At 76.2% G+C, this 24,073-nt stretch carries 22 protein-coding genes; 12 read left to right on the forward strand and 10 right to left on the reverse strand.

The annotated features are described in order from the left end of the window. Positions 1–39: 39 nt before the first annotated feature. Entirely contained in the window at positions 40–1,467 is a 1,428-nt protein-coding gene (locus IF30_RS0103395; RefSeq protein ID WP_030231659.1) for a phytoene desaturase family protein, read from the reverse strand. 247 nt (positions 1,468–1,714) lie between these two features. After that, positions 1,715–2,431, reverse strand: coding sequence for a hypothetical protein (locus IF30_RS0103400; protein WP_030231662.1), 717 nt, complete (start codon positions 2,429–2,431; stop codon positions 1,715–1,717). Positions 2,432–2,619: 188 nt separating this feature from the next. Between IF30_RS0103400 and IF30_RS0103405 the strand changes: the two genes are divergently transcribed. Further along, the gene (locus tag IF30_RS0103405) at positions 2,620–3,429 is read left to right on the forward strand and encodes an SAM-dependent methyltransferase (protein WP_030231665.1); all 810 of its coding nucleotides are present in this window, start codon (positions 2,620–2,622) and stop codon (positions 3,427–3,429) included. Positions 3,430–3,713: 284 nt separating this feature from the next. Here IF30_RS0103405 and IF30_RS0103410 read toward each other — a convergent pair whose 3' ends face one another. After that, positions 3,714–4,376 (reverse strand): LuxR C-terminal-related transcriptional regulator, encoded by a 663-nt coding sequence (locus IF30_RS0103410; protein ID WP_051709112.1) that lies wholly within the window; start codon positions 4,374–4,376, stop codon positions 3,714–3,716. A 170-nt stretch (positions 4,377–4,546) separates the two neighbouring features. Between IF30_RS0103410 and IF30_RS0103415 the strand changes: the two genes are divergently transcribed. After that, positions 4,547–7,810 carry a bifunctional cytochrome P450/NADPH--P450 reductase gene (locus IF30_RS0103415; RefSeq protein WP_234322564.1) on the forward strand — a complete coding sequence of 1,088 codons (3,264 nt, stop codon included), beginning with the start codon at positions 4,547–4,549 and terminating at the stop codon, positions 7,808–7,810. A gap of 175 nt (positions 7,811–7,985) precedes the next feature. Here IF30_RS0103415 and IF30_RS0103420 read toward each other — a convergent pair whose 3' ends face one another. The 3 genes from IF30_RS0103420 to IF30_RS0103430 all read right to left on the reverse strand — a co-directional run bounded on the left by IF30_RS0103420 (position 7,986) and on the right by IF30_RS0103430 (position 10,584). Then, positions 7,986–8,873 carry a S1 family peptidase gene (locus tag IF30_RS0103420; RefSeq protein WP_030231674.1) on the reverse strand — a complete coding sequence of 296 codons (888 nt, stop codon included), beginning with the start codon at positions 8,871–8,873 and terminating at the stop codon, positions 7,986–7,988. A gap of 351 nt (positions 8,874–9,224) precedes the next feature. Further along, complete coding sequence (locus tag IF30_RS0103425) at positions 9,225–9,851, reverse strand: GNAT family N-acetyltransferase (protein WP_030231677.1); 627 nt, start codon at positions 9,849–9,851, stop codon at positions 9,225–9,227. A gap of 25 nt (positions 9,852–9,876) precedes the next feature. Continuing rightward, positions 9,877–10,584 (reverse strand): hypothetical protein, encoded by a 708-nt coding sequence (locus IF30_RS0103430; protein WP_030231681.1) that lies wholly within the window; start codon positions 10,582–10,584, stop codon positions 9,877–9,879. 530 nt (positions 10,585–11,114) lie between these two features. Between IF30_RS0103430 and IF30_RS0103435 the strand changes: the two genes are divergently transcribed. From IF30_RS0103435 to IF30_RS0103465, 7 genes are all read left to right on the forward strand, one after another. Continuing rightward, positions 11,115–11,534, forward strand: coding sequence for an STAS domain-containing protein (locus tag IF30_RS0103435; RefSeq protein ID WP_051709114.1), 420 nt, complete (start codon positions 11,115–11,117; stop codon positions 11,532–11,534). 12 nt (positions 11,535–11,546) lie between these two features. After that, the gene (locus IF30_RS0103440; RefSeq protein ID WP_051709116.1) at positions 11,547–12,050 is read left to right on the forward strand and encodes an ATP-binding protein; all 504 of its coding nucleotides are present in this window, start codon (positions 11,547–11,549) and stop codon (positions 12,048–12,050) included. A gap of 146 nt (positions 12,051–12,196) precedes the next feature. After that, positions 12,197–12,568, forward strand: a complete 372-nt coding sequence (locus IF30_RS0103445; RefSeq protein ID WP_051709117.1) for an STAS domain-containing protein — start codon at positions 12,197–12,199, stop codon at positions 12,566–12,568. A 425-nt stretch (positions 12,569–12,993) separates the two neighbouring features. Next, entirely contained in the window at positions 12,994–15,408 is a 2,415-nt protein-coding gene (locus IF30_RS0103450) for a SpoIIE family protein phosphatase (RefSeq protein WP_030231690.1), read from the forward strand. A 105-nt stretch (positions 15,409–15,513) separates the two neighbouring features. Beyond that, on the forward strand, positions 15,514–16,143 hold the full coding sequence (locus tag IF30_RS48540; RefSeq protein WP_199807806.1) for a hypothetical protein: 630 nt from the start codon (positions 15,514–15,516) through the stop codon (positions 16,141–16,143). Positions 16,144–16,229: 86 nt separating this feature from the next. Then, complete coding sequence (locus tag IF30_RS47495) at positions 16,230–16,613, forward strand: ATP-binding protein (RefSeq protein WP_158834713.1); 384 nt, start codon at positions 16,230–16,232, stop codon at positions 16,611–16,613. A 213-nt stretch (positions 16,614–16,826) separates the two neighbouring features. Continuing rightward, positions 16,827–17,984: a hypothetical protein gene (locus IF30_RS0103465; protein WP_030231696.1), complete on the forward strand. Its 1,158-nt coding sequence runs from the start codon at positions 16,827–16,829 to the stop codon at positions 17,982–17,984. 100 nt (positions 17,985–18,084) lie between these two features. Here IF30_RS0103465 and tsaA read toward each other — a convergent pair whose 3' ends face one another. Then, a complete protein-coding gene (gene tsaA, locus IF30_RS0103470; protein ID WP_107054305.1) occupies positions 18,085–18,516 on the reverse strand; it encodes a tRNA (N6-threonylcarbamoyladenosine(37)-N6)-methyltransferase TrmO in 432 nt (143 codons plus the stop codon). Positions 18,517–18,736: 220 nt separating this feature from the next. On the opposite strand from tsaA, the gene IF30_RS0103475 reads away from it, so the two are divergent. Beyond that, positions 18,737–19,435, forward strand: a complete 699-nt coding sequence (locus IF30_RS0103475; protein WP_030231701.1) for a ribonuclease H family protein — start codon at positions 18,737–18,739, stop codon at positions 19,433–19,435. Positions 19,436–19,556: 121 nt separating this feature from the next. Further along, positions 19,557–19,805, forward strand: a complete 249-nt coding sequence (locus tag IF30_RS0103480) for a hypothetical protein (RefSeq protein WP_158834716.1) — start codon at positions 19,557–19,559, stop codon at positions 19,803–19,805. Between the two features lie 140 nt (positions 19,806–19,945). On the opposite strand, the gene IF30_RS0103485 is transcribed toward IF30_RS0103480, so the two are convergent. After that, positions 19,946–21,337 carry a hypothetical protein gene (locus tag IF30_RS0103485; RefSeq protein WP_030231707.1) on the reverse strand — a complete coding sequence of 464 codons (1,392 nt, stop codon included), beginning with the start codon at positions 21,335–21,337 and terminating at the stop codon, positions 19,946–19,948. A gap of 259 nt (positions 21,338–21,596) precedes the next feature. Between IF30_RS0103485 and IF30_RS48545 the strand changes: the two genes are divergently transcribed. Next, complete coding sequence (locus IF30_RS48545; protein ID WP_051709119.1) at positions 21,597–22,337, forward strand: hypothetical protein; 741 nt, start codon at positions 21,597–21,599, stop codon at positions 22,335–22,337. A gap of 94 nt (positions 22,338–22,431) precedes the next feature. Here IF30_RS48545 and IF30_RS0103495 read toward each other — a convergent pair whose 3' ends face one another. Beyond that, complete coding sequence (locus IF30_RS0103495; RefSeq protein WP_030231714.1) at positions 22,432–22,995, reverse strand: hypothetical protein; 564 nt, start codon at positions 22,993–22,995, stop codon at positions 22,432–22,434. Positions 22,996–23,039: 44 nt separating this feature from the next. Beyond that, positions 23,040–23,840 (reverse strand): hypothetical protein, encoded by an 801-nt coding sequence (locus IF30_RS0103500; RefSeq protein WP_030231717.1) that lies wholly within the window; start codon positions 23,838–23,840, stop codon positions 23,040–23,042. Between the last annotated feature and the right edge of the window lie 233 nt (positions 23,841–24,073).

Raw genomic sequence — 24,073 nt, forward strand, 5'->3', positions numbered from 1 at the left:
CTCCCGGCCTGGACCGGCCGGCGGGGCCGGGCGGCCCGGTCAGTCGACCGGCGCGATCCCCAGGTGGCGCAGCGCCGAGCGGGCGGCGTGCAGACCGCAAAGGCCGTGGACGCCGGCGCCGGGCGGGGTGGCCGCCGAGCAGAGGTAGACACCGGGGATGCCGGTGGCGTACGGGTCGAGGGCGGCGCGCGGGCGCAGGACGGTCTGGAGCGGGGTGTTGGCACCGGTGCCGATGTCGCCGCCGACGAGGTTGGCGTTGCGGCGCGGCAGGTCGGGCGTCGGGACGGTGGCGGTGGCGAGCACCCGCTCCCGGAAGCCGGGTGCGAAGCGTTCGAGCTGGCCGAGGACCGGCCCGGAGGCGTCCCCGTCGTAGCCGTGCGGCACGTGCGCGTAGGCGTACACGGGGTGGACGTCGCCGCGCGAGCGGCCGGGATCGGCGAGGTACTGCTGGGCCACCAGCACGAAGGGGCGTTCGGGCATCCGGCCCCGGGCGGTCTCCCGTTCCGCGTGGGCGATCTCCTCCAGGGTGCCCCCGACGTGGACGGTGCCCGCCCGGCGGCAGTCCTCGTGACGCCAGGGCACGCCGCCCTGGACGGCGAAGTCGATCCGGAACGCCGCCGGACCGTACCGCCAGCGCCGGTAGGCGCGCCGCACCCGCGGCGGCAGGTCCTCGCCGCAGAGGTCCGCCGCCGCGCCGGGGGCGACGTCCAGCAGGACCAGCGGGCACGGCCGGAGCTCGGCCAGCGAGCGCACCGCGCGCCCCGTCTCGACACGGCCGCCGAGTTCGGCGAGCCGCGCCGCGAGGGCGTCCGTGATCCGGCCGGAGCCGCCCCGGGCGACCGGCCAGCCGCGGTGGTGCGCGGCGGCGAGCAGCAGCAGGCCGACGGCCGAGGTGAGCGGTCGTTCCAGCGGCTGGAAGGCGTGCGCGGCCGCCCCGGCGAACAGGGCCCGGGCCCGGTCGGTGCGCCAGCGGCGGGCGAGCAGCGTGGCGGGCCGGACGGCGTCGAAGCCGAAACGGGCGAGCCGCAGCGGGTGCCGGGGCACCCGCAGGAGCGGGCGCAGCGCGTCCGCCGCCAGGGCGTCGAAGTGCCCGCTCGGCCCGGCGAACACCCGCAGCCAGGCGTCGGCGTCCGGCCCGAGGGCGCGGGCGCTCTCCCGGACCGAGCGCACCGCGACGGCCGCGTCCCCGCCGTCCAGCGGATGGGCGAGGTCCACCTCCGGCCATGCCCACGCCAGACCGTGCCGGGCGAGGTCCGGGGAGCGCAGCAGCGGCGAGGCCACGCCGAAGGGGTGCACCGCCGAGCAGTGGTCGTGCAGGAGGCCCGGCAGGGTGGCCTCGCCGCTGCGGGCGCCGCCGCCGGGTTCCGCGGCGGCCTCCAGCACGGTGACCGCGAGGCCGTGCCGGGCGAGGGTGACCGCCGCGGCCAGGCCGTTGGGCCCGGAGCCCACGACGACGGCATCGGTCATGTGCTGCCTCCAGCTGCCTCCAGAGCGCGCGGCCTCCGCGAAGCGCGGCCGCCGCCTGGCGCGGCCTCCCGTGCGGGGCCGCCCCGGCGGTGCCGCGGCCCGGGGCGGGCGGCGGCGTCGTACCCCGCGTGGTCGCGGGACGGGACAAGTCTCCTCCGCCACCGGACCGGCCACCCGCGGGAGGAGGCGGAAGGCACCGCCGTCCGGCGGGAGGGACGGCCCGCCGGCGGGCGCCCGTGCACAGGCGTCAGCCGTCCCAGGCGATGGCCGTGACGGCGGCGGTCATGAGCACCCAGGCGAGGACGGGAACGCCCAGCGTGACGGCGAACGGCCACTGCGTCGACAGGAAGAGGAGGGAGCCGAAGAACGCGAAGACGACGACGAAGGCGGCGCCCATGGCGGGGGAGCCCACCGCGCCCCCGCGCGGCAGGGTCACCCCGTACGCGGTCAGGGCCGATCCCAGGCCGACCAGGAGGGCCACCTTGAGGGAGGTCAGCCAGTACGTGCTCGGGTTGTCCGCGCGGTGGCCGTGGTACGACACCACGACCACCCGGCCCCGCCAGACCGCCAGTTCCACGTCCGTGCCGATCTCCACGTCGTCGTAGAAGGCCTTGCCGACGGTGTACGTGCCGGAGGGCGCCGACTCGCGGGACACCGTCAGCTCGTAGCTGGGGGAGTCGCCGCTGTTGTCGACCCGCCCCGCCCGCACCTTGCCGGCCTCATGCCGCAGGCAGTCCGCGCCGGGCACGGCCTCCGCCGTGCCGCACGACGGGGCGGTGAGATAGGCGCCGGACTCGTGGTAGGCGTCGACGAACCAGCTGAAGCCGAGGGCGGCGGTGGCCGCCCCCGCGACCAGGAGCAGGAGGCAGGCCAGCCAGCGGGCGACCCGCCCGGCAGCCCGCCGGAGCCTGCGGGGCGGCCTTGCGTCCTCGATCCGCGCGTTCATCGCACCCCCGTCGGTCACGTTCCCGGCACCTCCCCGGTGCCCAGCGGGGATGATGCCAGGCCGCGGCCGCCTGCGGGAGCAACCCGGCTGCCTTGTAACGCACTTGTGCAATTCGGCTGTTGGGGGGCGGCGCCAGCCCGCGCCGTGCGACGAGCCGTCGGGGCGGCCGGACGGCCCGCAGGCGGGGGGGGCGTAGATTGCCGGTCGTGACGACTTCCGATCCGCTGAGCCCCGTGTCCCGCACCGCCGTGTCCGTCGCCCGGGTGCGGGCCTACGAGAGCGCCCGTCCCGATCCGCTCTTCGTCGACCCGTACGCCGCCGCGTTCGTCACGGCCGCCGACGTGCCGGCGCCCGGCGACGGCCCCCGCAGCAGCCTCGCCAAGGCCCTGGTCGCGCACGGCATCCTGCGCACCCGCTTCTACGACGACCGCCTCCTCGCGGCCGGCGCCGACCAGGTCGTGCTGCTCGCGGCGGGCCTCGACACCCGCGCCTACCGGCTGGACTGGCCGGCCGGCACCCGGGTGTTCGAACTCGACCTGGCCCCGGTGCTGGCCTTCAAGGACCGGGTCCTCGACGGGATCGGTGCCGAACCGAGGAGCGGGCGCACCACCCTGCCCGGCGACCTGTCGGACCCGCAGTGGCCCGGCCGCCTGGTCGAGGCCGGGTTCGACCCGTCGCGGCGCTCGGTCTGGCTGGCGGAGGGGCTGCTGGTCTACCTCACGGCGGAGGAGGCGGCCGCACTGCTCACGGCCGTCGCCGGCCTGGCCGCCCCGGGCAGCCGTCTGCTGCTGGAGCAGGGCGGGGACGTGGCCGCCACCCCGAACGACCCCTCGCTCGCCCACGTCACCGAGCTGTGGCGCGGCGGCCTCGGCCCCGAGACCCACACCTGGCTCGACCGGCACGGCTGGACCACCGAGCTCACCGCCCTGGACATGGTCGGCGAGGCGTACGGCCGACCGCTGCCGGGCCCCACCACCAGGGGCTTCATCGAAGCGGTCCGGCGCACGGACGGCTGAGCCCGCCCCCTGGCGGCTGAGCGCGCACCGGCGGCTGAGCCCGCCCCCGGCGGCACCCGCCGCTCCCGGACCGTCACCACGCCGGGCACGGCGGCACCGACCGTACCCACCTCAGGCCCGTGCGCTGGTCGATCGCCCCGTCCCGGCGTCGGAGCCGGTGCGCGCGACCACGCGCACCGCCCGGTGCCGCGTTGCGTCAGCCGCAGCCTGCTGGGCCGGCGGACCGGTCCGACCCGTGGGCGGCGCCGCGCTGCGCCCCGCTGACGCCCGCAGGCACGAGGGCGTCAGCGGCCGGCCGGCACCGGGGGCCAGGTGTCGGCGGCCAGCACGCCGGTGGCGTAGGCGCGGGCGACCAGGGCGGTGCGGTTGGGCACCCGCCAGCGCCGGGAGAGCCGGGCGAGGTGGTAGTTGACCCCGTCGGGGGTGAGGCCGATCTCCCGGGCGATCTGCGCGGTGGTGGCACCCCGGGCCGCCGCGGCGAGGATCCGCCCCTCGACCGGGCTGACCTCGGCCCGCGGGCCCGGCGGCTCGTCCCCGGGCTCCACGGCCCGCAGCGAGAGCAGCAGGTTCGGGGTCTGCTCCGGGGCGTCGCTGACCAGGTCGACGGTCATCTCGCCGCACCGCTCACGGCCGGCCGCGGACGTCCAGCGGACCCGGGCCGGGTACTGCGAGCGGCGGTGCATCCGGACGGCCTCGGCGAGCGCCTGCAAGGTGTCGGTGTCCTGGAGGGTGAAGAACTCCAGGATCCTGCGGTCGCGCAACTGCCCCGGCAGCATGCCGAACTCGGCCGCCATCGCCCGGTTGACGATCAGCACCCGGCCGCCGAACTCGACCACCGCGATGGGCAGCGGCACGTGGTCCAGCAGCCGCAGCGCCCGGTTGCGCCAGATCACCGCGGCGTCCTGCCCGTTCTCCGGCACCGGGCCGCAGCCCACGGTCGGTCGCATCTCGGGTCCTCCTTCCCGTGGCGGCCGCGCGCACCAGTGCTGACGGTTCGTGGGCAAGTCCGCGGCCGCCCCGGGTACTACACAATCATGTAGTGATCAGGGTCGGGCCTCCCGCCCGGTGGGCTCAGAGTGGAGCAAGCCGAGTTTTCCGCCGCGGGAGGGACCAACGCATGACCGAGACCATGACCGAGACCGGGACCGGGACCGACACCAGGGCCGAGGACGAGACCGGCGCGGGGGCCGGGGCCGAGATCGGCGCCGCCACCGAGACCCGGGCCGGGGCCGTGACCGGGGCCCTGACGCTCCCCCTGGCGGACATCTCGGCGGCGCCGCCGGTCGCCGCCCCGGTGCTGCGGACCATGGAGCTGGCCAGAGAGCACGGTCCGGCCTTCGTCCAGCGGTTGCACGGCCGGGACACCCTGATCGTCAGCAGCCTGGAACTGGTGGAGGAGCTGGCCGACGAGACCCGCTTCACCAAGTCCGTCGGCCCGGCGCTGGAGAACGTCCGCCGGTTCACCGGCGACGGCCTGTTCACCGCCTACAACGAGGAGCCCAACTGGGCCCGGGCGCACGACATCCTGATGCCCGCCTTCGCGCTCGGCTCGATGCGCACCTACCACCCGGTGATGCTTCGGGTGGCCCGTCGGCTGATCGGCTCCTGGGACCGCCGGTCGGCCGCCGGGCTGCCGGTGGACGTGCCCGGCGACATGACCCGGATGACCCTGGACACCATCGGGCTGGCCGGCTTCGGCTTCGACTTCGGCTCCTTCGAACGGGACGAGCCGCACCCGTTCGTGGAGGCGATGGTCCGCTGCCTGGAGTGGGCGATGACCAAGCTCATCCGCGACCCGGAGCTCGACCACGGCGAGCGCGACGCGGCCTTCCGGGCCGACGCCGACTACCTGGCCGGCGTGGTCGACGAGGTGATCGCCGCCCGGGCCGGCGAGGACGCCCAGGGACCGGCCGAGGACCTGCTCGGCCTGATGCTCGGCGCCCAGCGCCCCAGCGACGGCACCCGGCTGGACGCCGAGAACATCCGCAACCAGGTGATCACGTTCCTGATCGCCGGCCACGAGACCACCTCGGGCGCGCTCTCCTTCGCGATGTACTACCTGGTCAAGCACCCAGCCGTGCTGCGGGAGGTCCAGCGGGAGGTGGACGCGCTCTGGGGCGACCAGCCCGACCCGGAGCCCTCGTACGAGGACGTCGGACGGCTGCGGTACACCCGGCAGGTGCTCAACGAGGCCCTGCGGCTGTGGCCGACCGCGCCCGCCTTCAGCCGCGAGGCGCGGGAGGACACCCTGCTCGGCGGCCGGATCCCGGTGCGCGCCGGAGAGACGGTCCTCGTGGCGACCCCGGTGCTGCACCGCGACCCCGCGTGGGGCGACAACCCCGAGCTGTTCGACCCCGCCCGGTTCGACGCCGAACCCGAGGCGGCCCGCTCCCCGCACGCCTTCAAGCCCTTCGGCACCGGCGAACGCGCCTGCATCGGACGGCAGTTCGCGCTGCACGAGGCCGTCATGCTGCTCGGCATGCTGGTCCACCGCTACCGCCTGATCGACCACGCCGACTACCGGCTGACCATCAGGCAGACGCTCACCATCAAGCCCGACGAGTTCACCCTCACCCTCGCCCGGCGCACCCCCGTGCCCGTGTCCGTCGGGCCCGCGGCCGCCTCGGACGCACCGGCCGGCACCGGCGCCCGACGGCCCGGCCGGGTCCGCCAGGGCACCGGCCTGCTGCTCCTGCACGGCTCCAACTACGGCGCCTGCCGCGAGTTCAGCCGCCGGCTCGCGGAGGCCGCCGCCGACCTGGGCTGCGACACCGTGACCGCCCCGCTGGACGCGTACGCGGACGGGCTGCCCACCGACCGGCCGGTGGTGATCACCGCCGCCTCGTACAACGGCCAACCCACGGACGACGCCGCGCAGTTCGTCCGCCGACTGCAGGAGGCGGACGCGGGGCAGGGCGCCGCAGCCGGCTCGGCGGACGGCGTCGAGTACGCCGTCCTCGGCGTCGGCGACCGCACCTACGCCGCCACCTACCAGCGCATCCCCGCCCTGATCGACGACCGGCTCGCCGCCCTCGGCGGCACCCGGCTGATCGCCCGCGCCGAGGCCGACGCCTCCGGCGACCTGTCCGGCACCGTGGGGCAGTTCACCGAGGCGCTGCGCACCGCCCTGCTGGAGCGGTACGGGGACGCCGACGCCCCGGCCGCGACGCAGCCGGAGGCCGCGTACACGGTGACCGAGGTGGTCGGCGGCCCGCTGGACGCGCTGGCCGCCCGGCACGGCATGACCGCGCTGACCGTCACCGCCGTCGGCAGCCTGACCGCCCCGGGGTACCCCCGGGTGAAGCGCCTGGTCCGCCTCGCCCTGCCCGAGGGCACCGGCTACCGGACGGCCGACCACCTCACCGTCCTCCCGGCCAACGACCCGGCCCTGGTCGAGCGGGCGGCCGGGCTGCTCGGCGCCGATCCGGAGACGGTGCTCGACATCGTGTCCCACCGGCGCTCCGGCCTGGCCGTCGACCGCCCGCTGACCGTCAGGGAACTGCTCACCCACCACGTCGAGTTGCAGGACCGCCCCAGCGCCGGCCAGCGGGCCGTGCTGGCCGCGCACAACCCCTGCCCGCCCGAGCAGGCGGCGCTGCGCGCGCTCCCCGAGGACGACCCGCGCACCCTGCTGGAGCTGATCGAGGACCACCCGGCCCTGCGGGGCGCCCTGAGCTGGCCGGTGCTGCTGGAGCTGCTGCCGCCGATCCGCCCCCGGCACTACTCCATCTCCTCCTCGCCCACCGGCGGGTCGGGCGAGGTGGACCTGATGGTCTCCGTGCTCAGCGCCCCGGCCCGCTCCGGCCGCGGCACGTTCCGGGGCACCGGCTCCGGCCACCTGGCCCGGCTGGCCGTCGGAGACACCGTCCTGGCCCGGGTCCAGCCCTGCCGGGAGGCGTTCCGGATCGGGCACCGCACCCCGGTGGTCATGATCGCGGCCGGTACCGGCGTCGCGCCCTTCCGCGGCGCCGTCGCCGACCGCCGCGCACTGCTCGCGCAGGGCGCCGAACCGGCCCCGGCGCTGCTCTACTTCGGCTGCGACGACCCGGAGGCGGACTACCTGCACCGGGCCGAACTGGAGGAGGCCGACCGGGCCGGCGCGGTCTCGATGCGGCCCGCCTTCAGCGAGCGTCCGCAGGACGGGCGGCGCTTCGTGCAGGACCGCCTCGCGGCCGAGGGGGCGGAGGTCTGGGACCTGCTCGCGGCGGGCGCCGAGGTGTACGTGTGCGGCGACGGCGCGCGGATGGCGCCGGGCGTGCGCGCCGCGTTCCGGGAGCTGTACCGGCAGCGAACGCCCGGGGCCGACGAGCAGCGGGCCCAGGCCTGGCTGCAGGGGCTGATCGAGGCCGGGCGGTACGTCGAGGACGTGTACGCGGGCTGACGCCGGCCCGGCTCCGGGACGCCGGGGCGCCGGGACGGCCGCCGGCCCCGCTGCTTCGCGCAGCGGGGCCGGCGGTCCGACGGTTCCAGGGCCCGGGGCTCGGAAGACCGGGCTCAGGAGCCGGGGCTCAGCGGTCGGGCTCGGCGGTCGAGCCCGGCAGCTCGGGGTTCACGGCTCAGTAGACGCTCACCCCGTACGCGGCGAGCGCCGCGTTCACCGGCTGGAAGAACGTCGTCCCGCCCGAGGTGCAGTCGCCGCTGCCGCCGGAGGTGAGGCCGAGCGCCTTGGTGCCGTCGTAGAGAGGGCCGCCGGAGTCGCCGGGCTCGGCGCAGACGTTGGTCTGGATCAGACCGCGCACGGTGCCGCCGTCGGTGTAGCGCACCGTGGCGTTGAGCCCGGTGACCTGGCCGCCGTGCGTGCCGCTGGTGGAGCCGGTGCGCTTGACGGACTCGCCGACGACGGCGTTCGGGGCGGAGGTGAAGCCGCCGGGGTGGGCCAGGGCGCTGTTGTCGTAGCGGACCAGCGCGTAGTCGTGGCCGGGGAAGGTGGAGCTGACGGTGGGGCCGATCCGGGTGCCGTGGGCGGCGTCCGTGTACCAGTCGGGGGCGACGTTGCCGCAGTGCCCGGCGGTGAGGAAGTAGTGGGTCGAGCCGCCCACCACGTTGAAGCCGAGCGAGCAGCGGTACTTGCCGCCGTAGATGGCGTCGCCGGCGGCGAGCAGCGGGGTGAACACCCCGGGGACGCGGTGGACGGTGAGGGTGGCCGCGCCGGTGCCGGCGGTCCGCATGATCTTGGCGAGTCCGGCCGGGGAGACGGTGCTGTCGGCGGTCACCACGACGCGTCCGGCGGCCTCGTCGACGTACCAGGCGGTGCCGTTGACCTCGGCCTTCAGGACGGCGTCGCTGATGGCCGCGAGCTGTTCGGGTTCGGCGGTGTGGGCGGGGGCGGCCGCGGCGCCGGGCACGCCGACCGCGGTGGCGGTCAGCAGGCCGAGGGCGACGGCGAGCAGGCGGGTGCGGCGTCGGGTGGTGCCGGTGCGGGGGGTCCTGCGCTTGGTCCTCACCGATCTCCTCCTGGGAGTGAGAGGCCCCTTGGGGGTCGGGGGCCGTGAGGCGCGGTCAGGCGGCGGGCGGACTCCGATCGGTGCTGTCCGGAAGCACGACGGATGATCTGCCCCTGACAGGCGCTGAGCGGAAGTATGAGGAAACGGACCCTTCGGTACAAGCCTCCTGACCGGGTGTCGCCGGCCCTTGCGCCGTCGGGGCGAGCGCACGGAGCACCGCGGGGGCGCACGGCGTCGACCGGGGGAGTGGGGCAGGGCTCCGGACATCGGTCCGTCCCTCCCCTGCGGTGGGGCCCCCGAGGTGACCGCTCGTCAGACCACCCGGTCGGACGCGCGCGTGAGGAGAACGTGTTACCGGCGTGGCCGGGTGGGGCCCCCGACGGGTGGCACCGGACGCGCGACGCCGCCCTGCGGACGGGTGAGCCGCCACACCAGTTCCTCGCCCGTCTCCGCCGGGGCCAGCGCCTCGGCGGGGCGGCGCAGGTGCTCGGTGAAGCCCAGTCGGGCCGGGACGGCGCCACTGGCGCGGTTGGCGGGGTCGTGGACGATCTCGACGTGGCGCACCCGGGGGAGCCGGAAGGCCTGGTCGACCAGCGCCGCGGCAGCCCGGGTGGCCAGGCCGCGCCCGGTGACGGCGGGATGGAGCCAGTAGCCGATCTCCAGGACGTCGTCCGGGCCGTCGTCGCGCCGGTACAGCCCGCAGGCGCCGACGATGGCACCGTCCAGCACCACCGCGAAGGCGAAGTCCCGGCCGTTCGCCCAGCACTGCGCCCGGGCGGCCAGGTACTCGGCGGTCTTGGCGCGGCTGTGCTCGGCCACCCAGGGCATCCACGGCCGCAGGTGCTCCTGCGACTCCTCGATGACGGTGAATAGCTCGGGCAGGTCCGCCTCCCCGGCGAACCGGCGCAGGGTCAGACCGTCCAGCACGATGACGGCTTGGGGGCGTGCCGGGGGTTCCGGCCGTTCCAGAGGTTCCATCAGCAGAGGATCGTCCGTACCCGGTTCACCCGGCAAGCGGATTAGGCGGCCGCGGCGGCCGGGACGGCGGGGGCGGCTGTGGGGGTTCGGCGGGCGGCGACGGCTGTCCGGGCGTCGGCGGCCAGGGCGGGCGGCAGGCGGCGCGGGTGCGGGCGAGGTGGAGCGCGGTCCCGATTCCGGCCGCAGAGGTGGCGACGACGACGAGAGCGGCGTCGAAGAAACCGACCATGGCGAGGTCGAAGCGACCGCCGGTGGCGGCCGCCGTGAACTCGGGGCCGACCAGGCCGCCCGGATCCTCGGTGACGCTGACCCGCTCGCCCACGGTGTCCCAGACGCCGCAGTCCAGCGACCCGCCGCGCCCCGGGGCGTCCTCGTAGCGCACCGAGCAGTGGTAGGCCGTCGTCTTGCCGTGGCTGACCCGTACCCCGGTGACCGTGCCCGGGTGGATGACCCCGCGCATGCCGAGCACCGTCGCCTGCGCGGTCCTCATGCTCAGCAGCGGCACGCCGATCACCGGGGCGAGCACCAGGGCCATGGCCAGCAGCCGCAGCCAACGCGCCTGGCAGAGGCTGAGCACGGCGTAGACCAGGCCGGCGAATCCGGTGAGCACCACGACGAGCGAGGGCACCAGCAGCCACGGCCCGAAGGCGCCGAGCGCTCCGCCGAGCGGCAGCAGGAGGGCGGCGGCCGGGATCCACAGGGCCGTCAGCAGCGGACGCCGGGGCCAGGGCACGTCGTCCGTCCGGCCCCGGGCGGCCGTTCCCGAGCGAGACGAGCCCGGGGCGGGTGATCCCGGACGGGGCGGCCCAGGGCGGGCCGGGCGCGGCGTGGCCCGCCCGGTCGTCCAGCGGGCCCTCCGGCCCGCCCCCTCCCGGCCGCGCCGGTGCCGGGGGCCGGGCGCGGGCGTCTGGCTGGATGTCATGGCGAGAGATCCTGCCAGGCCGCCCCGACGGTGGCGCCGCCCCCCTCGGGCCGGTGCGTCCCGACGCGCGGGGTGGTGGCGGCGCCGGGCCGGCGGCGCCCCGCCGGGATCGGCCGCAACGACTCCGGCGCCCGCGGATTCCATCCGCGGCGGCGGGGCAGACGTCGGGCATGGACGACCGGTGCACGGTGCTTCCGGCCGTACCCGGGCGGGTCGGCCCCGGTACGGCCGTCCGTGCGACCCGGCCGGGGGCGCGCGATCATGGTCACGACGGCGCCCCGCCGTCCCGAGCGGAGCGGGAGCGAGCCATGCCACGGCCATCCGAAGAACCTTGCGAGCCCATGCCGGAGGGCGAGGCGGACCCCCTGCACGTCGCGGTCGACGACGTCGTGCTCGACCAGGACGGGCCGGTGCGGGTCGTCACCGTGTCCGGGGAACTCGACCACGACACGGCGGACGGGCTGCGCACCGCGCTCGCCCGACCGCTGGAGGGCGGCGTCCGGCGGCTCGTCGTCGACCTCGCCGACCTGCGGTTCTGCGACTCGACCGGGCTGAACATCCTGCTCCGCGCCCACCTGGACACGGAGGCCGCCGGGCTGCGGCTGGACCTGGCGGGCCCCAGCGCCACCCTGCTGCGACTGCTGGCGATCACCGGCGCGGACACCGTGCTGCGCATCCACCCCGACCTCGCCTCGGCCCTGGCGGCACCCGAGGGCCCCGCCGGCCCGCTCGGCCCCGCCGCCCCGACCGAGCCGGAGTGAAGGAGGGCGGCCGTGGACGGTGCCGGGAGCGGTGCGCCACCCGGAGCGGAGCAGACCAGACGGCTCGTGCTCGCGGGCAGTGCCGGAGCGGTGCAGCGCAGCCGCGACTTCAGCCGCCAGGCCCTGCTGTCCTGGCACTGGCTCCCGGCCCTGGACGCGGACTGGCAGGCGGTGGTCGAGGACGTCCTGCTGATGGTCTCCGAGCTGGTCACCAACGCCTGCCTGCACGCCCCCGGCGGCCCGCGCGAGCTACGGCTGCGCTGGGACGGCGCCCGGCTCCGGGTCGAGGTGGCCGACGCCAGCCCCGTCCCGCCACGGCTGCGCCCGTACGCCGACCCCGGCCGACCGGGCGGGCACGGCCTGAGGGTGGTGGACCGGCTCGCCCGCGGCTGGGGATCCCAGCCCGACGACGGCGGGAAGCTGGTCTGGCTGGAGGTTCCGGCCCCGCGGGTTCCCGCCCCCGCGGACGGGCACGGGGAGCGGTCCGGCGGCCCCGAGGGCTTCGGCTGGGACTGACGGGCCCTTCCCCTCGACTTCGTCCCCCGACGGGCGTTTCCGGTTGCCCGTACGGGAAAGCCGTGCCCGCGAAGGCGTCGACGGGCGGGGGGCACCGGGTTCCCGCCGCCGTGAGGCCCCGGCCGGAGCGAGAGGAACCCGCCACCATGACGAAACGCCCGCCGACGCCCGGGGCTCCGCCCGCCGACCGGACCGAGGGGCTCACCGTCGAGGCCCGCCCCTGGGCGCTCGGCACCGCACTGGCCCTGTTCGGCGAACTGGACCTGGACTCGGTCGCCGACCTGCGGGCCGCCGTCGAGCGGGCGCTCGCCGGCCCGGCGACCGTGATCGTGATCGACTGCGCCGGGCTGGAGTTCTGCGACTCGACCGGGCTCAGCGCCCTGCTCCGGGCCAAGGCGCGGGCCGAGGCCGACGGCAGCCGGATCGAACTGGCCCGCCCCCGGCCGCTGGTCCTGCGCATGCTCGAACTCACCGGTGCCACCGACGCCTTCGCGATCCGCGAGAGCGTGCCGGACTGATCCGGGCCGGCCCGCGCGGGCCGGAGCGTCCGTGCCGGGCCGACCGCGCCGCCCGGCACGGCTCCCGCCTGCCGCGCCGGAGCCGGCGGTGGCACAGTGGGAGCAGGGCGACGGACCTGCCGCCCGCGGAGCCGAGGGTGCCCGGACGGCGCGCCCCGGCGGTCCGAGCGACCCGGGCGGTGGACGGATGGACGAGCACCCCGCAGCCGGTGCGGCGCCGGTTCGGGCCGTGACCACGGCGTGGGCCGCGCCCGGGGCCTGGGCCGTGCCACGGGCTGGGGCGTTCCCGCGCTCCGGGCTGTTTCCGCGCTCCGGGCCGTCCCCCCGGTGTGGGCCGTTCCCCCTATGTGGGCCGGGACCGCGGTGCCTGCCGTGACCGGCGGCCGCCGACTCGGGACGGCCGTGCCCCGGACGCCGGGGCCGTCGTGACCGCCCCGCAGGAGCCCGCCGACCGCACGGCCCGGGCCCTCGCCGAGACCGTCCGACGGCTGACCGGCGCCGCCGTCCGGGCGCACGCCGAGGCCCGGGCCAGGGCCGTCGTCGACCTCGCCACCGGCATCCTCGCCGAGCGGCTCGGCCTGCGGCCCGTCGAGGCCGCCGCGCACCTGGCCCGGCTGGCCCGGGAGGCGGGTGTGCCCGTGGTGGCGCTGGCGGCGGAGGTCGCGGGGCTGCCGGAACCGGACACGGGAGCCTCCGTGGTCGAGCCCGGCGCGAGCAGGTCCGTCGGGAACGGGTCCGTCGGGAACGGGTCCGGGGGGAACGGCCTCGGGGGGAGTGGGGTGGTCGGGGCGGGGCGGGCGCGGGCTTCCGACGCCGGGGCGCCGGTCTCGCCCGCACTCGCCGCCGTGCCCGACCTGCAGCGGGCCGTCGAAGCCGTCCTGGAGCAGACCGGCGCGGCCCTCGGCGCCCGGGCCGTCGCCGTCTGGCAGCGGCTGCCCGGCGGTGCGCTCGCCCTCGCCGCGCAGGCCGGGCTGCCCGCCGACGAGGCCGCCGCCTGGGCCCGGGTGCCGCCCGGCGTGCCCACCCCGGCGCAGCGGGTCGTCGTCGGCGGGGCGGACCTGTGGCCCGGCGAGCCCGGGACGGAAGACCCCTCCGTCGGATCCGGCGCGGCCAGGGCCGTCCTCCTGCTACTCGACCAGGGCCGGCGCCTCGGCGCGCTGGAACTGATCTGGACCGAACCCGCCCCCCAACTCGGCCCGCCCCAGCGCCGCGGGCTGTACGCGCTCGCCGACCTCTGCACGACCCTGCTCGCCCCACCCCCGGGCGGGGCGACGGACGCGGTGGCGGGCCGAGGGCCGGACCCGTCGGCCGACCCGCCGCCGGACGACGAGACCGCAGGCCTCCTGGCGGGGCTGCTCACCCCCGCCCTCCTCCTGGACCCCGTCGTCCGGGACGGCCGAGCCGTCGACTTCACGATCCGGCGGGTCAACGACCGCTTCCGGGACCGGCTCGACCGCCCCCGCGGCGCGCTGGAGGGCGCCTCACTGCTGGAGACCTTTCCGGTGGCCTGCGCCGCCGGCCTGCTCGACCGCCTGGCCCGCGCGTACGAGACCGGCACGCCGTCGCCCGCGGAACGGGTGCCGGTCTCGCACCCGCGGGACGCCGGACCCGTCACACCCCCGGCGGACGTGCTGCTCACCGTCGCCCCGCTCGGCGGCCGGCTGCTGGTGTGCTGGCAACCGGACGACGAACGCGCCGAGGAGGACGAGCGCACCGCCCTGCTGCGCCAGGCCCAGCGCCTCGTCCGGGTGGCCGGGTTCGAGGAACGCCCCGCCGAGGGCCTGATCCGCTGGGGTGACGGGCTGCGCGAGCTCTTCGGGCTGCCGCCGGAGGCTTCGCCGGTGCCGCTGGACCGGCTCGCGTGGCACGCCCACCCGGACGACCGGCCCGCGATCCGGCGCCTGCTGGACAGCGTCCGGCACCGCCACCGCACCGCCTCCGCGGTCGTCCGCCTGGACCGGCCGGACGGTACCCACCGCTTCACCCGGGTGATCGCCGAGCCCGTCGTGGACGGCGCCGGGCGGCTGACCGCGATCCGCGGCGCCTACCACGACGTGTCCGTCCAGCACTGGACGGAGGTCGCGCTCGGGGCCACCCGGGAGCGCCTGGCCGACAGCGAGCAGGAGTCCGCCGAGCGCGCGCAACTGGCGCTGCGGCTCCAGCAGGCCATCCTCCCGGCGGCGCCGCCCCCGCTCGGCGTCACCGGCCTGCACGCCGCCGTCCGCTACCGCCCCGCCGCCCAGCGCGACCGGGTCGGCGGCGACTGGTACGACGTGCTTCCGCTGCCCGACAAGCGGATCCTGCTCGCGGTCGGCGACGTGGCCGGGCACGGCGTCGGCGCCGCCACCGGGATGGTCGCGCTGCGGCACGCCCTGCGCGGCCTCGCGGTGACCGGCGCCGGACCGGCCCGACTGCTGGGGTGGGCCAACACCGTCGCCCTGCGCGAGCCCGGGCAGGTCACCGCGACCGCCGTCTGCGTGCTGCTCGACCCCGTCAGCGGCGAGCTGTGCTGGGCCCGGGCCGGCCATCTGCCGCCGATCCGGCTCGGCCCGGACGGCGCCCACGTGCTGCCGCTGCCGCACGGCGTGCTGCTGGGGGCCCTGGACGACGCCCGGTACGAGGAGCACACCGCCCGGCTCGCCCCCGGGGACGTCCTGCTGCTGTACACCGACGGGCTGGTCGAACGCCGGGACCGCCCGGTCGAGGAGTCGATGGACCAGCTGCTCCGCGCAGCCGGCGCCCCCGGCCCGGACCTGGAGCAGTACCTGGACCGGCTGCTCGACCTCAGCCCCGCCGACACCGACGACGACACCTGCCTGATCGCCGTCCAGACCGAGTAGCACCACGGGCCGTTACGGTCCGCCGGGCCCGGGTAGGCGCGACCCGTCGGGGGGCCTGGAACGGGATGGAAGGGATTCCCAATGGTGCTCCTAGGACTACTGCTGATGGCAGCGTCCGGTGCCTTCATCGGCCTGCTGATCGCGGACAACCTCTCCGGCGGACCCGACTACCAGGCGACGGTCCTGGGCCACGACCTGGTGACGCTGAACAGTCTGGGCGTCTTCCTCTCCGGGGTGGCGCTCGCGCTGCTCTTCTGCCTCGGCCTCGCGCTGATGAGGCCGTTCCGGCGGTCGGCACGGCTCTCGCGCGCGGCCGCGCCGGAGCGTTCGGCGCGTCCGGCCCGCCACCGGGCCGGCCACCGGGAGGCCGAGCCGGTCGAACCGGCGGAGCCCGTACGGCGTGCCGCCCCGGCGGAGGGCGCCACACCGGGCCGCCCGGACGCGTCCCCCGGCCAGCGGACCGCCGGCGATCGCGCCTACGACGACCGCGCTTACGAGGACCGCGCTTACGAGGACCGCGCGTACGACGAGCGGACGTACGACGAGCGGGCCTACGGCGAGCGCGCGTACGACGCCCGGGGGTACGACGCACCCCGGTCCGGTGCCCCGCTCTCCTCCGGCGCCCCGCTCTCCGACGAGGCGGGCGCGCGAGACGAGGACCAGGCCGCAGGCCCGACCGACCGGGAGACACCGACGGGGTGGGGAGGCCGGATCCGCCACCGGTTCGGACACTGACCCACCACCCGTGCAGCACGCGACGGAGGAGGAATGATCACATGGCCGGGGCCGGGGCTGGGGTCGGTGCACGGGCCGGACAGCGGGTGCCGCAGACACTGCGTCTGCCACTGGCGGACCGGCCCGGCGCGGCGGGCGAGGCGCGCGCCGTCACCGCCCGGTTCCTGGCCGACGTGCCGGACCGGGGCGTGGTCTCCGACGCCGTCTTGCTGGTCTCCGAACTCGTCGGCAACGCGCAGCGCCACACCGCCGGCCCCGGCGCCCTGCTGCTCGTCCGGGACACGGAGGCGCTGCGCATCGAGGTCACCGACACCAGCCCCCGGCCGCCGGTGCCCCGGATGCCTTACGAGTCGAGCGCACCGGGGGGCCTCGGGCTGTTCCTGGTGATCCGGCTCAGCCGCGCCTGGGGCTGGCGCCCGGACGGACCGGGCAAGACGGTCTGGTGCGAACTGCGGCTGCCCGCCCGGTGATCGCAAGCCGGGCCACGGACGGAAACCGGTCCTCCCCGTCCCGTCCCCCCGGTCCGCCCCGTCCCGTCCGCGCGCCGTCGGTGTCCGCGGTGCCCGGCCGGGTACCCGCCCCGAGCGAGCCGCCCACGCCAAGCGCCTTCCCGGCGACCGCCCCGCGCCAAGCCACCCTCGCCAAGCCGCCCCCGCCAAGCCCATCGACCACGGGAGGCCACCATGGACCTCGCGTTCCTCACGCCTCTGCTCGACCGGCCCGGACCCTGGGCCACCGTCTACCTCGACACCTCCCACACCACCGAGGACGCCGTCCGCCGCCGGGCCCTGATCGACCGCGCCGCCGTGCACCGGCTGGCCGAAGCTGGCGCCGACGAGGCCACCTGCGGGGCCGTCCGCGACCACCTGGCCGCCGAACCGGCCTCCGGCTCACCACCCGGGCGGGCCCTGTTCGCGGCGGACGGAGAGGTGGCCCTGGACGTCCCGCTCGCCGTCTCCCCGCCCGACGTCACCGCCACCTGGGCCCCACTGCCGCACACCGGCCCCCTGGTCGGCCTGGTCGACGACAACGCGCCCACCTGCCTCGTCGCCGCCATCGACCGCACCGGCGCCACGCTCGAACGCCACGAACTCGGCCGCCGCGCCCGCATCGACACGGTCGACACCCCGCAGTGGCAGGGCCGGGGCCACCGCGCCCCACCCGCCGACCGCTACGAATGGCACTACCGGCACCGGGTCGAGGACACCTGGGACCGCACCGCCGCCGTCATCGCCGACCACCTCGCCCGGGCCTGGCCGCAGAGCGACGCCCGCCTGCTCGTCCTCACCGGCGACGCCCGCGAACGCCGGGCCGTCCACGACCGGCTGCCCCGGCCGCTGCAAGCGCTCACCGTCGAACTCGACGGCGGAGCCCGGGGCGCCGGGGCCACCGGCGAAGCCTTCGACCGGCGCCTCGCCGAAGCCTGGGACGACCACCGCGGCCGCCACCTGGCCGAAGTCCTGGACGCCTACCACGCCGCCGTCGGCCGCCCCGGCGGACAGGGCACCGACGCCGCCGGCATCCGGACCGCGGCCGGCCCGGCGGCCCAGGGCATCCCCGCCGTCGTGAGCGCCGCCCAGCAGCATCAACTCGCCGCGCTGCTCCTCCAGCCGAGCGGCCACGACCCCGAACGCCCGGTGTGGACCGGCCCCGAACCCGACCACATCGGCGTCCACCGGGCCGACCTGCGCGGCATGGGCGTCGCCCACCCGGCCCAGGCCCCCGCCGCCGACGCCCTGCTGCGCACCGCCGCGGCCTCCGGCGCCGAGGCACTCGTCGTCCCGGACGCCCTCCCCGGCCCGCCCGGCGGCCTGGGCGCCCTGCTCCGCTGGGCGGCCTGACGCCGCCCTTCGGTGCGCCTTTCGGTGCGCCTGCCCACCGCACCGCCGTTACCGCGGCCGGTGCCACCGCTCGTCCCCCACTCGTGCCACCGCCCGCCCGCTACCGCTCGCCGACTCCCGGTAGGACCGGCTTCACGTCCAGCACCGGGGTGCCGTCGATCGCCTCCAGTCCGCTGACCCGCAACCGCAGCCCGTCCACCGCGAGGACGGTGACCCGGTGCAGGCCGATGGGGTTCGGCCGGTCCGGCGAGCGGGTGGCGAACACCCCGGTCTCCGGCCGGGAACGGTCCCCGCGCGGATGCACCGCCAACACCTCCCGGTCCGCCTGGTGGAGCCAGGTCAGCAGCAACACCTCCTGCCCGACCGCCAGGTCCGCCAGCGCCCGCCCCACCGACGCGTCGAACACCAGCCACGCCTCCGGCCCGCCCTCGTCCCCCTGCCGGGGCGCTCCCGCCCGCTCGACCAGCGGCGACTCCTCCCGCCCGATCACCCGCACGTCGAAGCCCTGCCGCTGCCGCCGTCCGTCCTGCATCGCGCCCTCCGTGCTTCCGAACCTCCGCCCGGCAAGCACCGTAGCGGGCTCCGATCGTCCGCACGCGCGGCTCTCCCGGGGCGGCTGGTACTGCGACACCACCGGCCGGGGCGCGCCGCTGCGGGCACGCCTGCCGTTGCTGCCGCCACCCCTGGGCGGCCGACCGGCGTCGGCTGACCGACTTTGGCTCCCGGCCGTCCGACCAGGCATGATCGGGGGCATGGTCGAACGAGTCATTGCAGCGTGTGACGGAGCAGCCAAGGGCAACCCCGGTCCGGCGGGCTGGGCCTACGTGGTGGCGGACGCCGCCGGGGTGCCCCAGCGCTGGCAGGCCGGTGCGCTCGGGCACAGCACCAACAACGTCGGCGAACTGACGGCGCTGCAGCGGCTGTTGGCGGCAACGGACCCGGCGGTGCCGTTGGAGGTGCGGCTGGACAGCACCTACACCCGCGACTCGGTGACCAAGTGGCTGAAGGGCTGGAAGCGAAACGGCTGGAAGACGGCGGCCGGGAAGCCGGTCGCCAACCAGGAGTTGATCCAGGCGATCGACGCGCTGCTGGAGGGGCGGGACGTCGTCTTCGTCTACGTACCGGCCCACCAGGTCGACGGTGACCCGCTGAACGCCATCGCCGACAAGGCCGCCAGTGACGCGGCCCGTACGCAGAAGGACGCCGCGGGCACCGCGGCGGACCTGCCCGAGCCCGACCCGGCCGCCACCCCGAAGGTGCGCAGCACCCGGTCCGCCGCCGCTGCCGCCACCGGCGGCGCCGCGAAGCGCACGTCCTCGGGCGGTTCCCGCACCCTGGCCGCCCGCTTCCCGGGCACCTGCCCGTGCAGCCGCCCGTACGCCAAGGGCGACAAGATCACCAAGGTGGGCGGCAGCTGGGGCCACCCGGAGTGCGCGGCCGCCCACGCCTGACGGGCCCGCCTGACCGGGCCCGGCCGACCGGCGCGGCCTGACCGGGCCGCGCTGAGTCGGCCGGGGTCCTCGTCCGTACACCCTGGTGTGAGGGCCCCGGGCGGGGCGGGAGGTGGTGGCGGTGATCATCTCGGAGACGGCGGAGTTCCATGTCGGGGACCAGGTGCGGGTCTACCGCGAGTCGTCCTACGCGTCGGTCGAGAGCGCCGTCGTGGTGGACGCCCCGGCCGACCGCAGCCTGCGGCTGGAGTTCGCCGACGGCCACCGCAGCCACCTCCGCTCCGGCCGGGTCGAACTGTCGACCGGCCGGCGTGCGCCCGCATCGGACACCTGCCCGGACTGCCGACCGCGCACCAGACCTGACGACTGACGTGGCAACTGACGTGGCAATTGCCCCGACAGCGGCGCCGACAGCCGACCCGGCACCCGGCCGAGCGCCGACCGAACGCCACCGGCCGACCGCTGAGGCGGCCGGCCGGTGGCGTCGGAGTCGGGCGGGGAGGTACGGGCTCAGCCCTCCTGCGTCAGCTCCTTGATGTCCTCGAAGCTCATGCCGAACGCGTTGAAGGAACGTGCCTGCTGCTCCGGCACGCCGAGCCTGGCGAGTTCCTTGAGCTGGGCGTCGGTCAGCGGCGCCGCGGTCGCGCCCGGCTGGGCGCCGCCCCCGTGCGCGGGGGCGCGGCCGCCGGGGCCGCCGGGGCCGCCGGGGCCGCCGGCGAGGCCGAGTACCGCCTTCATCAGGTCGTCGCTGGTCAGCTTGGCCGCGCCGGCTGGGGCCTGGACGTCCGGGGCGGACTGGTCGAAGGTGAGCTTCACCGGGAAGTTGACGCCCGGCTCGACCTTTTCCTGCAGCTGGGCGAGGTCGAAGGTGGCCGAGGAGAGCGAGCCGTTCTTCAGGTAGAGGTCGAGGCCGACGTTGCGGTCGGGGATGTCGCTCGGCGCCTTGGTCGGGAACTTCTCGAACTGCTGCGGGAACTTGTCCGCCACCGGCTTGACGGCCTTGAACACCTCGTCTGCCAGGCGGCGGGCCGGGGCGCTCATCCAGATGTGCTCGGTGCCGTCCTTCGTGCCCTTGTCCTCGTACGTGACGGTGCGGCCGAGCACGTCCTTCAGCGAGTTGAGCAACTGCCTGGCGGCCTCCGGGTCGGCGGTCGGCGCGGCACTCGGGGAGGCCTTGCCGCCCTGGTTCTTCTTCGCCGCGTCGGCGAGTTCCTGGAGGTCGAGCGCGACCCACTTGCCGGCCAGCACGTCCTTGACCGCGCCCATGTCGGCGGGCAGGCCGCGGGCGGCGTCGTCCACCTGGGACGGGTCCTCGCCGGTCAGCTTCACCAGGCCCTTGGCGTCGACGTGCAGGTAGCCCTGGGCGTCGACCTGGCGGTACTCCAGCAGCGCGGTGCCGTTGCGGTCGGAGAGCACGTAGGAGACGCGCACCGACTTGTCGAGCGTCAGGTCGTTGCTGCCGCCGTTGCCCGCGGCGCTCTTGAAGGCCTCGATGTCCTTGAGCGGCTTGTCGGCGGAGATCGCGACGGAGAGCGCGAGCCCGGACATCGCCTTGGCGCTCTTCTCGTCCATGCCGTGGTCGGCGCCCTTGCCCCCGGTGGCCTTCGTGAAGGCGACGATCTGCTCGGGGGTGGCGTCGACGGAGAGCCTGAATCCGGCCGACTTGCCGTCACCGACCTTGTGAAAGGCCTTGGAGACCTTCTGGGCGGCCGAAAGCTGTTCGACGGTGCCGCAGGCGGTGAGACCGGTGGCGAGGACGGAAGCGGTGACGACGACGGGCGTCGCGCCGCGAGCGGCCCGGCGGATGGCGGTGTTGATGGTGCAACTCCTGTATGACTGGGCCCGATCGGTCGACCGGGCCTTCCCTCCCCTGTGGCGAGCAGCGCCACAGCGCCCACACATGTGATCACATCATCAGCAAGACGGCATGCGATTATTTGCCCCGAGCTTTAACAGGTCTGGCCGAAAACGCCCGACAATGGCCGGATCCGTACCGATCCGCCGACGTCGGAAGTCAGCCGGGCGGCCCGGCGGAACATGGCAAAAGCTTTGCCGGGAGAAGCCGTTCGGGGCCCGTCGGCCTCATCGTCGGCTGCTAGCCTCAGCCGATTTCCCGCCGAGCAAGGTCGGCGGACACGATGGGGTAAGAGGTACCGAAAGCATGGCAATACGCCGGGCCAAACAGAAGGCGCAGGTCGTCGAGAAGCTCTCCCAGGTGGCTCCGCCGGGGGAGACCTTCATCGCGTGCGTGCACGTGGAGACCGGTCCGAGCCCGTGGCTCAACGCGGTCTTCGACGAGGTGCCGCTGCTGGGCCTGATCGTCGCACTCACCCGTCGGTTCTACTTCCTGACGCTCACCAACAGCTCGGTGGTGGTGAACTCGGCCAGCCGCTGGACCAACCGCCCCGGCGACGTGGTCGCGGTCTTCCCCCGGCACGCGTTCCCGGTCAGCCGGGTCAAGCGGGCCACCATCTGGAGCTCGATGTACCTGCAGCTGCCCAGCAGCGCCAAGCCGACCCGGCTGAACGTCCACCGCTACTGGCGGGCCGAGATGGACCAGCTCAGCGCGGCGTTCCCGCCCGGCTCGATCGACCCGACCTCGCAGCCCTTCGAGCTCGCACCGGCGGGCCAGCCCTACCCGGCGCAGCCGGGCCAGCCCTTCCCGCAGCAGGCCCAGCCCTATCCGCCCCAGGGCCAGCCCTATCCGCCCCAGGCCCAGCCCTACCCGCCGCAGCCCCAGCCGCAGGCCTACCCGGCGGCGCAGCCGTACCCGCAGCCTTACCCGCCGCAGGGACAGCCCCAGCCGTACCCGCCGCAGCAGGCCTACCCGGCCCCGCAGGCCCAGCCCTACCCGCCGCAGCAGCCGTACGGCGGCCGGGCGGGCTACCCGGGCCAGGGGTGACCAGGCCGCAGCCGGGCTGAGCGCGCGCCGGCCCCGGCTCCCGTTCGGGGAGCCGGGGCCGGGCCGTTCCCGTGCGGTGCCGCGGTTCGCGCGGCTACAGGACGATGACCACGAAGCCCACGGCGCAGATGACGACCGTGGCGAGCACGCCGATCACCATGGGCGTCAGCCGGTCCCGGAACTGCTTCGGCGGCTTCACCCGCTGCGTCGGGTGCGTGCTGTACTCCCACCAGTTCACCACCCGCTGGACGTTCACGTCGAAATCCGCGGCCGGGTAGATCGGGCTGGTCGCCAGGCCCGGCAGCGAGCGGCGCCGCCCGTCGGTGAGGAAGACCCGCGCCGCGTACGACGCCGTGCCGTTGGCCTTGGTCTCCCGCACGTCGACCCAGCGGACCTCGTGCCAGGGGTAGGTGCGGCCGGCGCCGACGCCCCAGCAGACGGTGACGCCGTCGGCGCCGACCCGGCTCCAGGACCGCCAGCTCAGCGTGAAGGCCAGGCCGGCGGCCGCGACCGTCCCGAGGACCAGCCAGACGGTGCTCAGGGTGCCCAACCTCCGGGTGCCCAGTACCAGTTGGACCGCGATGACGAGGAGCAGCGGGAGCAGGTTCGACCACGAGGGCCGGAACAGGTCTTTCCCCCGGAAGATCAGTTCGTTCACAGGCCGCACCCTACGCCCGCGCCACCGGAGCGGGTTTCCCCGTGCTACGTGCCGCCCTTCGCACCGCCCGCGACGCCGCCCTTCCCGCCCGCGACGCCGCCCTTCCCGCCCGTGACGCCGCCCTTCCCGCCCGTGACGCCGCCCTTCCCGCCGCCCTTCCGACCGGCCGTCCCCGCCGACTCCCGGAGGGTGCGCCGGGCGGCGCCCAGGGTGAGCAGGCCCCAGAGGACGGCGAGCACGGCGGTGGCGTAGACGCCGCTGCCGCGGAAGGAGAGGTCGTCGTCCAACGAGGCCGGTGGCGCCCAGCCCGCCGGGTCGACGAGCACGTTCATGGTCTGGCCGACGTCGTACGTGCCCGAGCAGCCGAAGCCGCCGACCTGGGGGTGGGGCAGCGGCTGCCCGTCGGCACGGCGCAGGTCGCAGGTCCAGCTGACCCTCCCGCTCCTGTCCTTGGCGCTGTGGGCGCCGGTGACCACCACCGCGGTCCGGACAGCGCGATGAGCCATGATCTGCGCGCGGATGCTGGTGGTGGGGAGCGCCAGCAGCAGCACGCCGACCAGGACGGCCGGCCAGATCACCCAGCCGCGGGCCCGGACGAACCCCATCCCGATGAAGCCCGCCGAGAGCACGAGGAACGCGGAGACCGTGCAGAGGACCTGGTAGTCCGGGTTGGTGGCGATCGCCAGCAGACCGACCATCAGCACCGGGGTGAGCAGCCCGACCAGCCAGGCCGTCCGGCGCACGGCCCGCGGCGACGACTGCGGCTCCGCCCGCCGCCGGACCCGCTTCGGCGGCCGGACCACTCCCTCCGCGAGCGGTCTCTTCTGCTTCTTGCGGCCTGCCATGGCGTTCCCCCGTCCGGTGGTGCGTCCCCGTGCCTGCGCCAGTGTGCCCCCGGGCCCCGACGCCCGGTAGGGCGGGTGCCGGATCTCCGCGCGGGATCACGCGGTTCACCGCGGTGCGCGGCGTCCCGGGCCCCCGCGCACCGACCGCCGGGGGCGGCGGGTGTGGAATGCGTCACCGTCACGTTCCGGAGGCGGTTCGGCCGCCTACGATCCTGAACGCCGAGGTCGGGCGC

Source organism: Streptomyces sp. NRRL S-350, assembly GCF_000719705.1.
Classification (GTDB): Bacteria; Actinomycetota; Actinomycetes; order Streptomycetales; family Streptomycetaceae; genus Kitasatospora.

What these genes read in the sequence shown, in the direction of transcription:
- IF30_RS0103395 (WP_030231659.1), bottom strand. Translation starts at nt 1,467, where the DNA reads ATGACCGATGCCGTCGTCGTGGGCTCCGGGCCCAACGGCCTGGCCGCG.
- IF30_RS0103410 (WP_051709112.1), bottom strand. Translation starts at nt 4,376, where the DNA reads ATGCGACCGACCGTGGGCTGCGGCCCGGTGCCGGAGAACGGGCAGGAC.
- IF30_RS0103415 (WP_234322564.1), top strand. Translation starts at nt 4,547, where the DNA reads ATGACCGAGACCATGACCGAGACCGGGACCGGGACCGACACCAGGGCC.
- IF30_RS0103425 (WP_030231677.1), bottom strand. Translation starts at nt 9,851, where the DNA reads ATGGAACCTCTGGAACGGCCGGAACCCCCGGCACGCCCCCAAGCCGTC.
- IF30_RS0103435 (WP_051709114.1), top strand. Translation starts at nt 11,115, where the DNA reads ATGCCGGAGGGCGAGGCGGACCCCCTGCACGTCGCGGTCGACGACGTC.
- IF30_RS0103445 (WP_051709117.1), top strand. Translation starts at nt 12,197, where the DNA reads ATGACGAAACGCCCGCCGACGCCCGGGGCTCCGCCCGCCGACCGGACC.
- IF30_RS48540 (WP_199807806.1), top strand. Translation starts at nt 15,514, where the DNA reads ATGGCAGCGTCCGGTGCCTTCATCGGCCTGCTGATCGCGGACAACCTC.
- IF30_RS0103465 (WP_030231696.1), top strand. Translation starts at nt 16,827, where the DNA reads ATGGACCTCGCGTTCCTCACGCCTCTGCTCGACCGGCCCGGACCCTGG.
- tsaA (WP_107054305.1), bottom strand. Translation starts at nt 18,516, where the DNA reads ATGCAGGACGGACGGCGGCAGCGGCAGGGCTTCGACGTGCGGGTGATC.
- IF30_RS0103475 (WP_030231701.1), top strand. Translation starts at nt 18,737, where the DNA reads ATGGTCGAACGAGTCATTGCAGCGTGTGACGGAGCAGCCAAGGGCAAC.
- IF30_RS0103485 (WP_030231707.1), bottom strand. Translation starts at nt 21,337, where the DNA reads ATGTGTGGGCGCTGTGGCGCTGCTCGCCACAGGGGAGGGAAGGCCCGG.
- IF30_RS48545 (WP_051709119.1), top strand. Translation starts at nt 21,597, where the DNA reads ATGGCAATACGCCGGGCCAAACAGAAGGCGCAGGTCGTCGAGAAGCTC.
- IF30_RS0103500 (WP_030231717.1), bottom strand. Translation starts at nt 23,840, where the DNA reads ATGGCAGGCCGCAAGAAGCAGAAGAGACCGCTCGCGGAGGGAGTGGTC.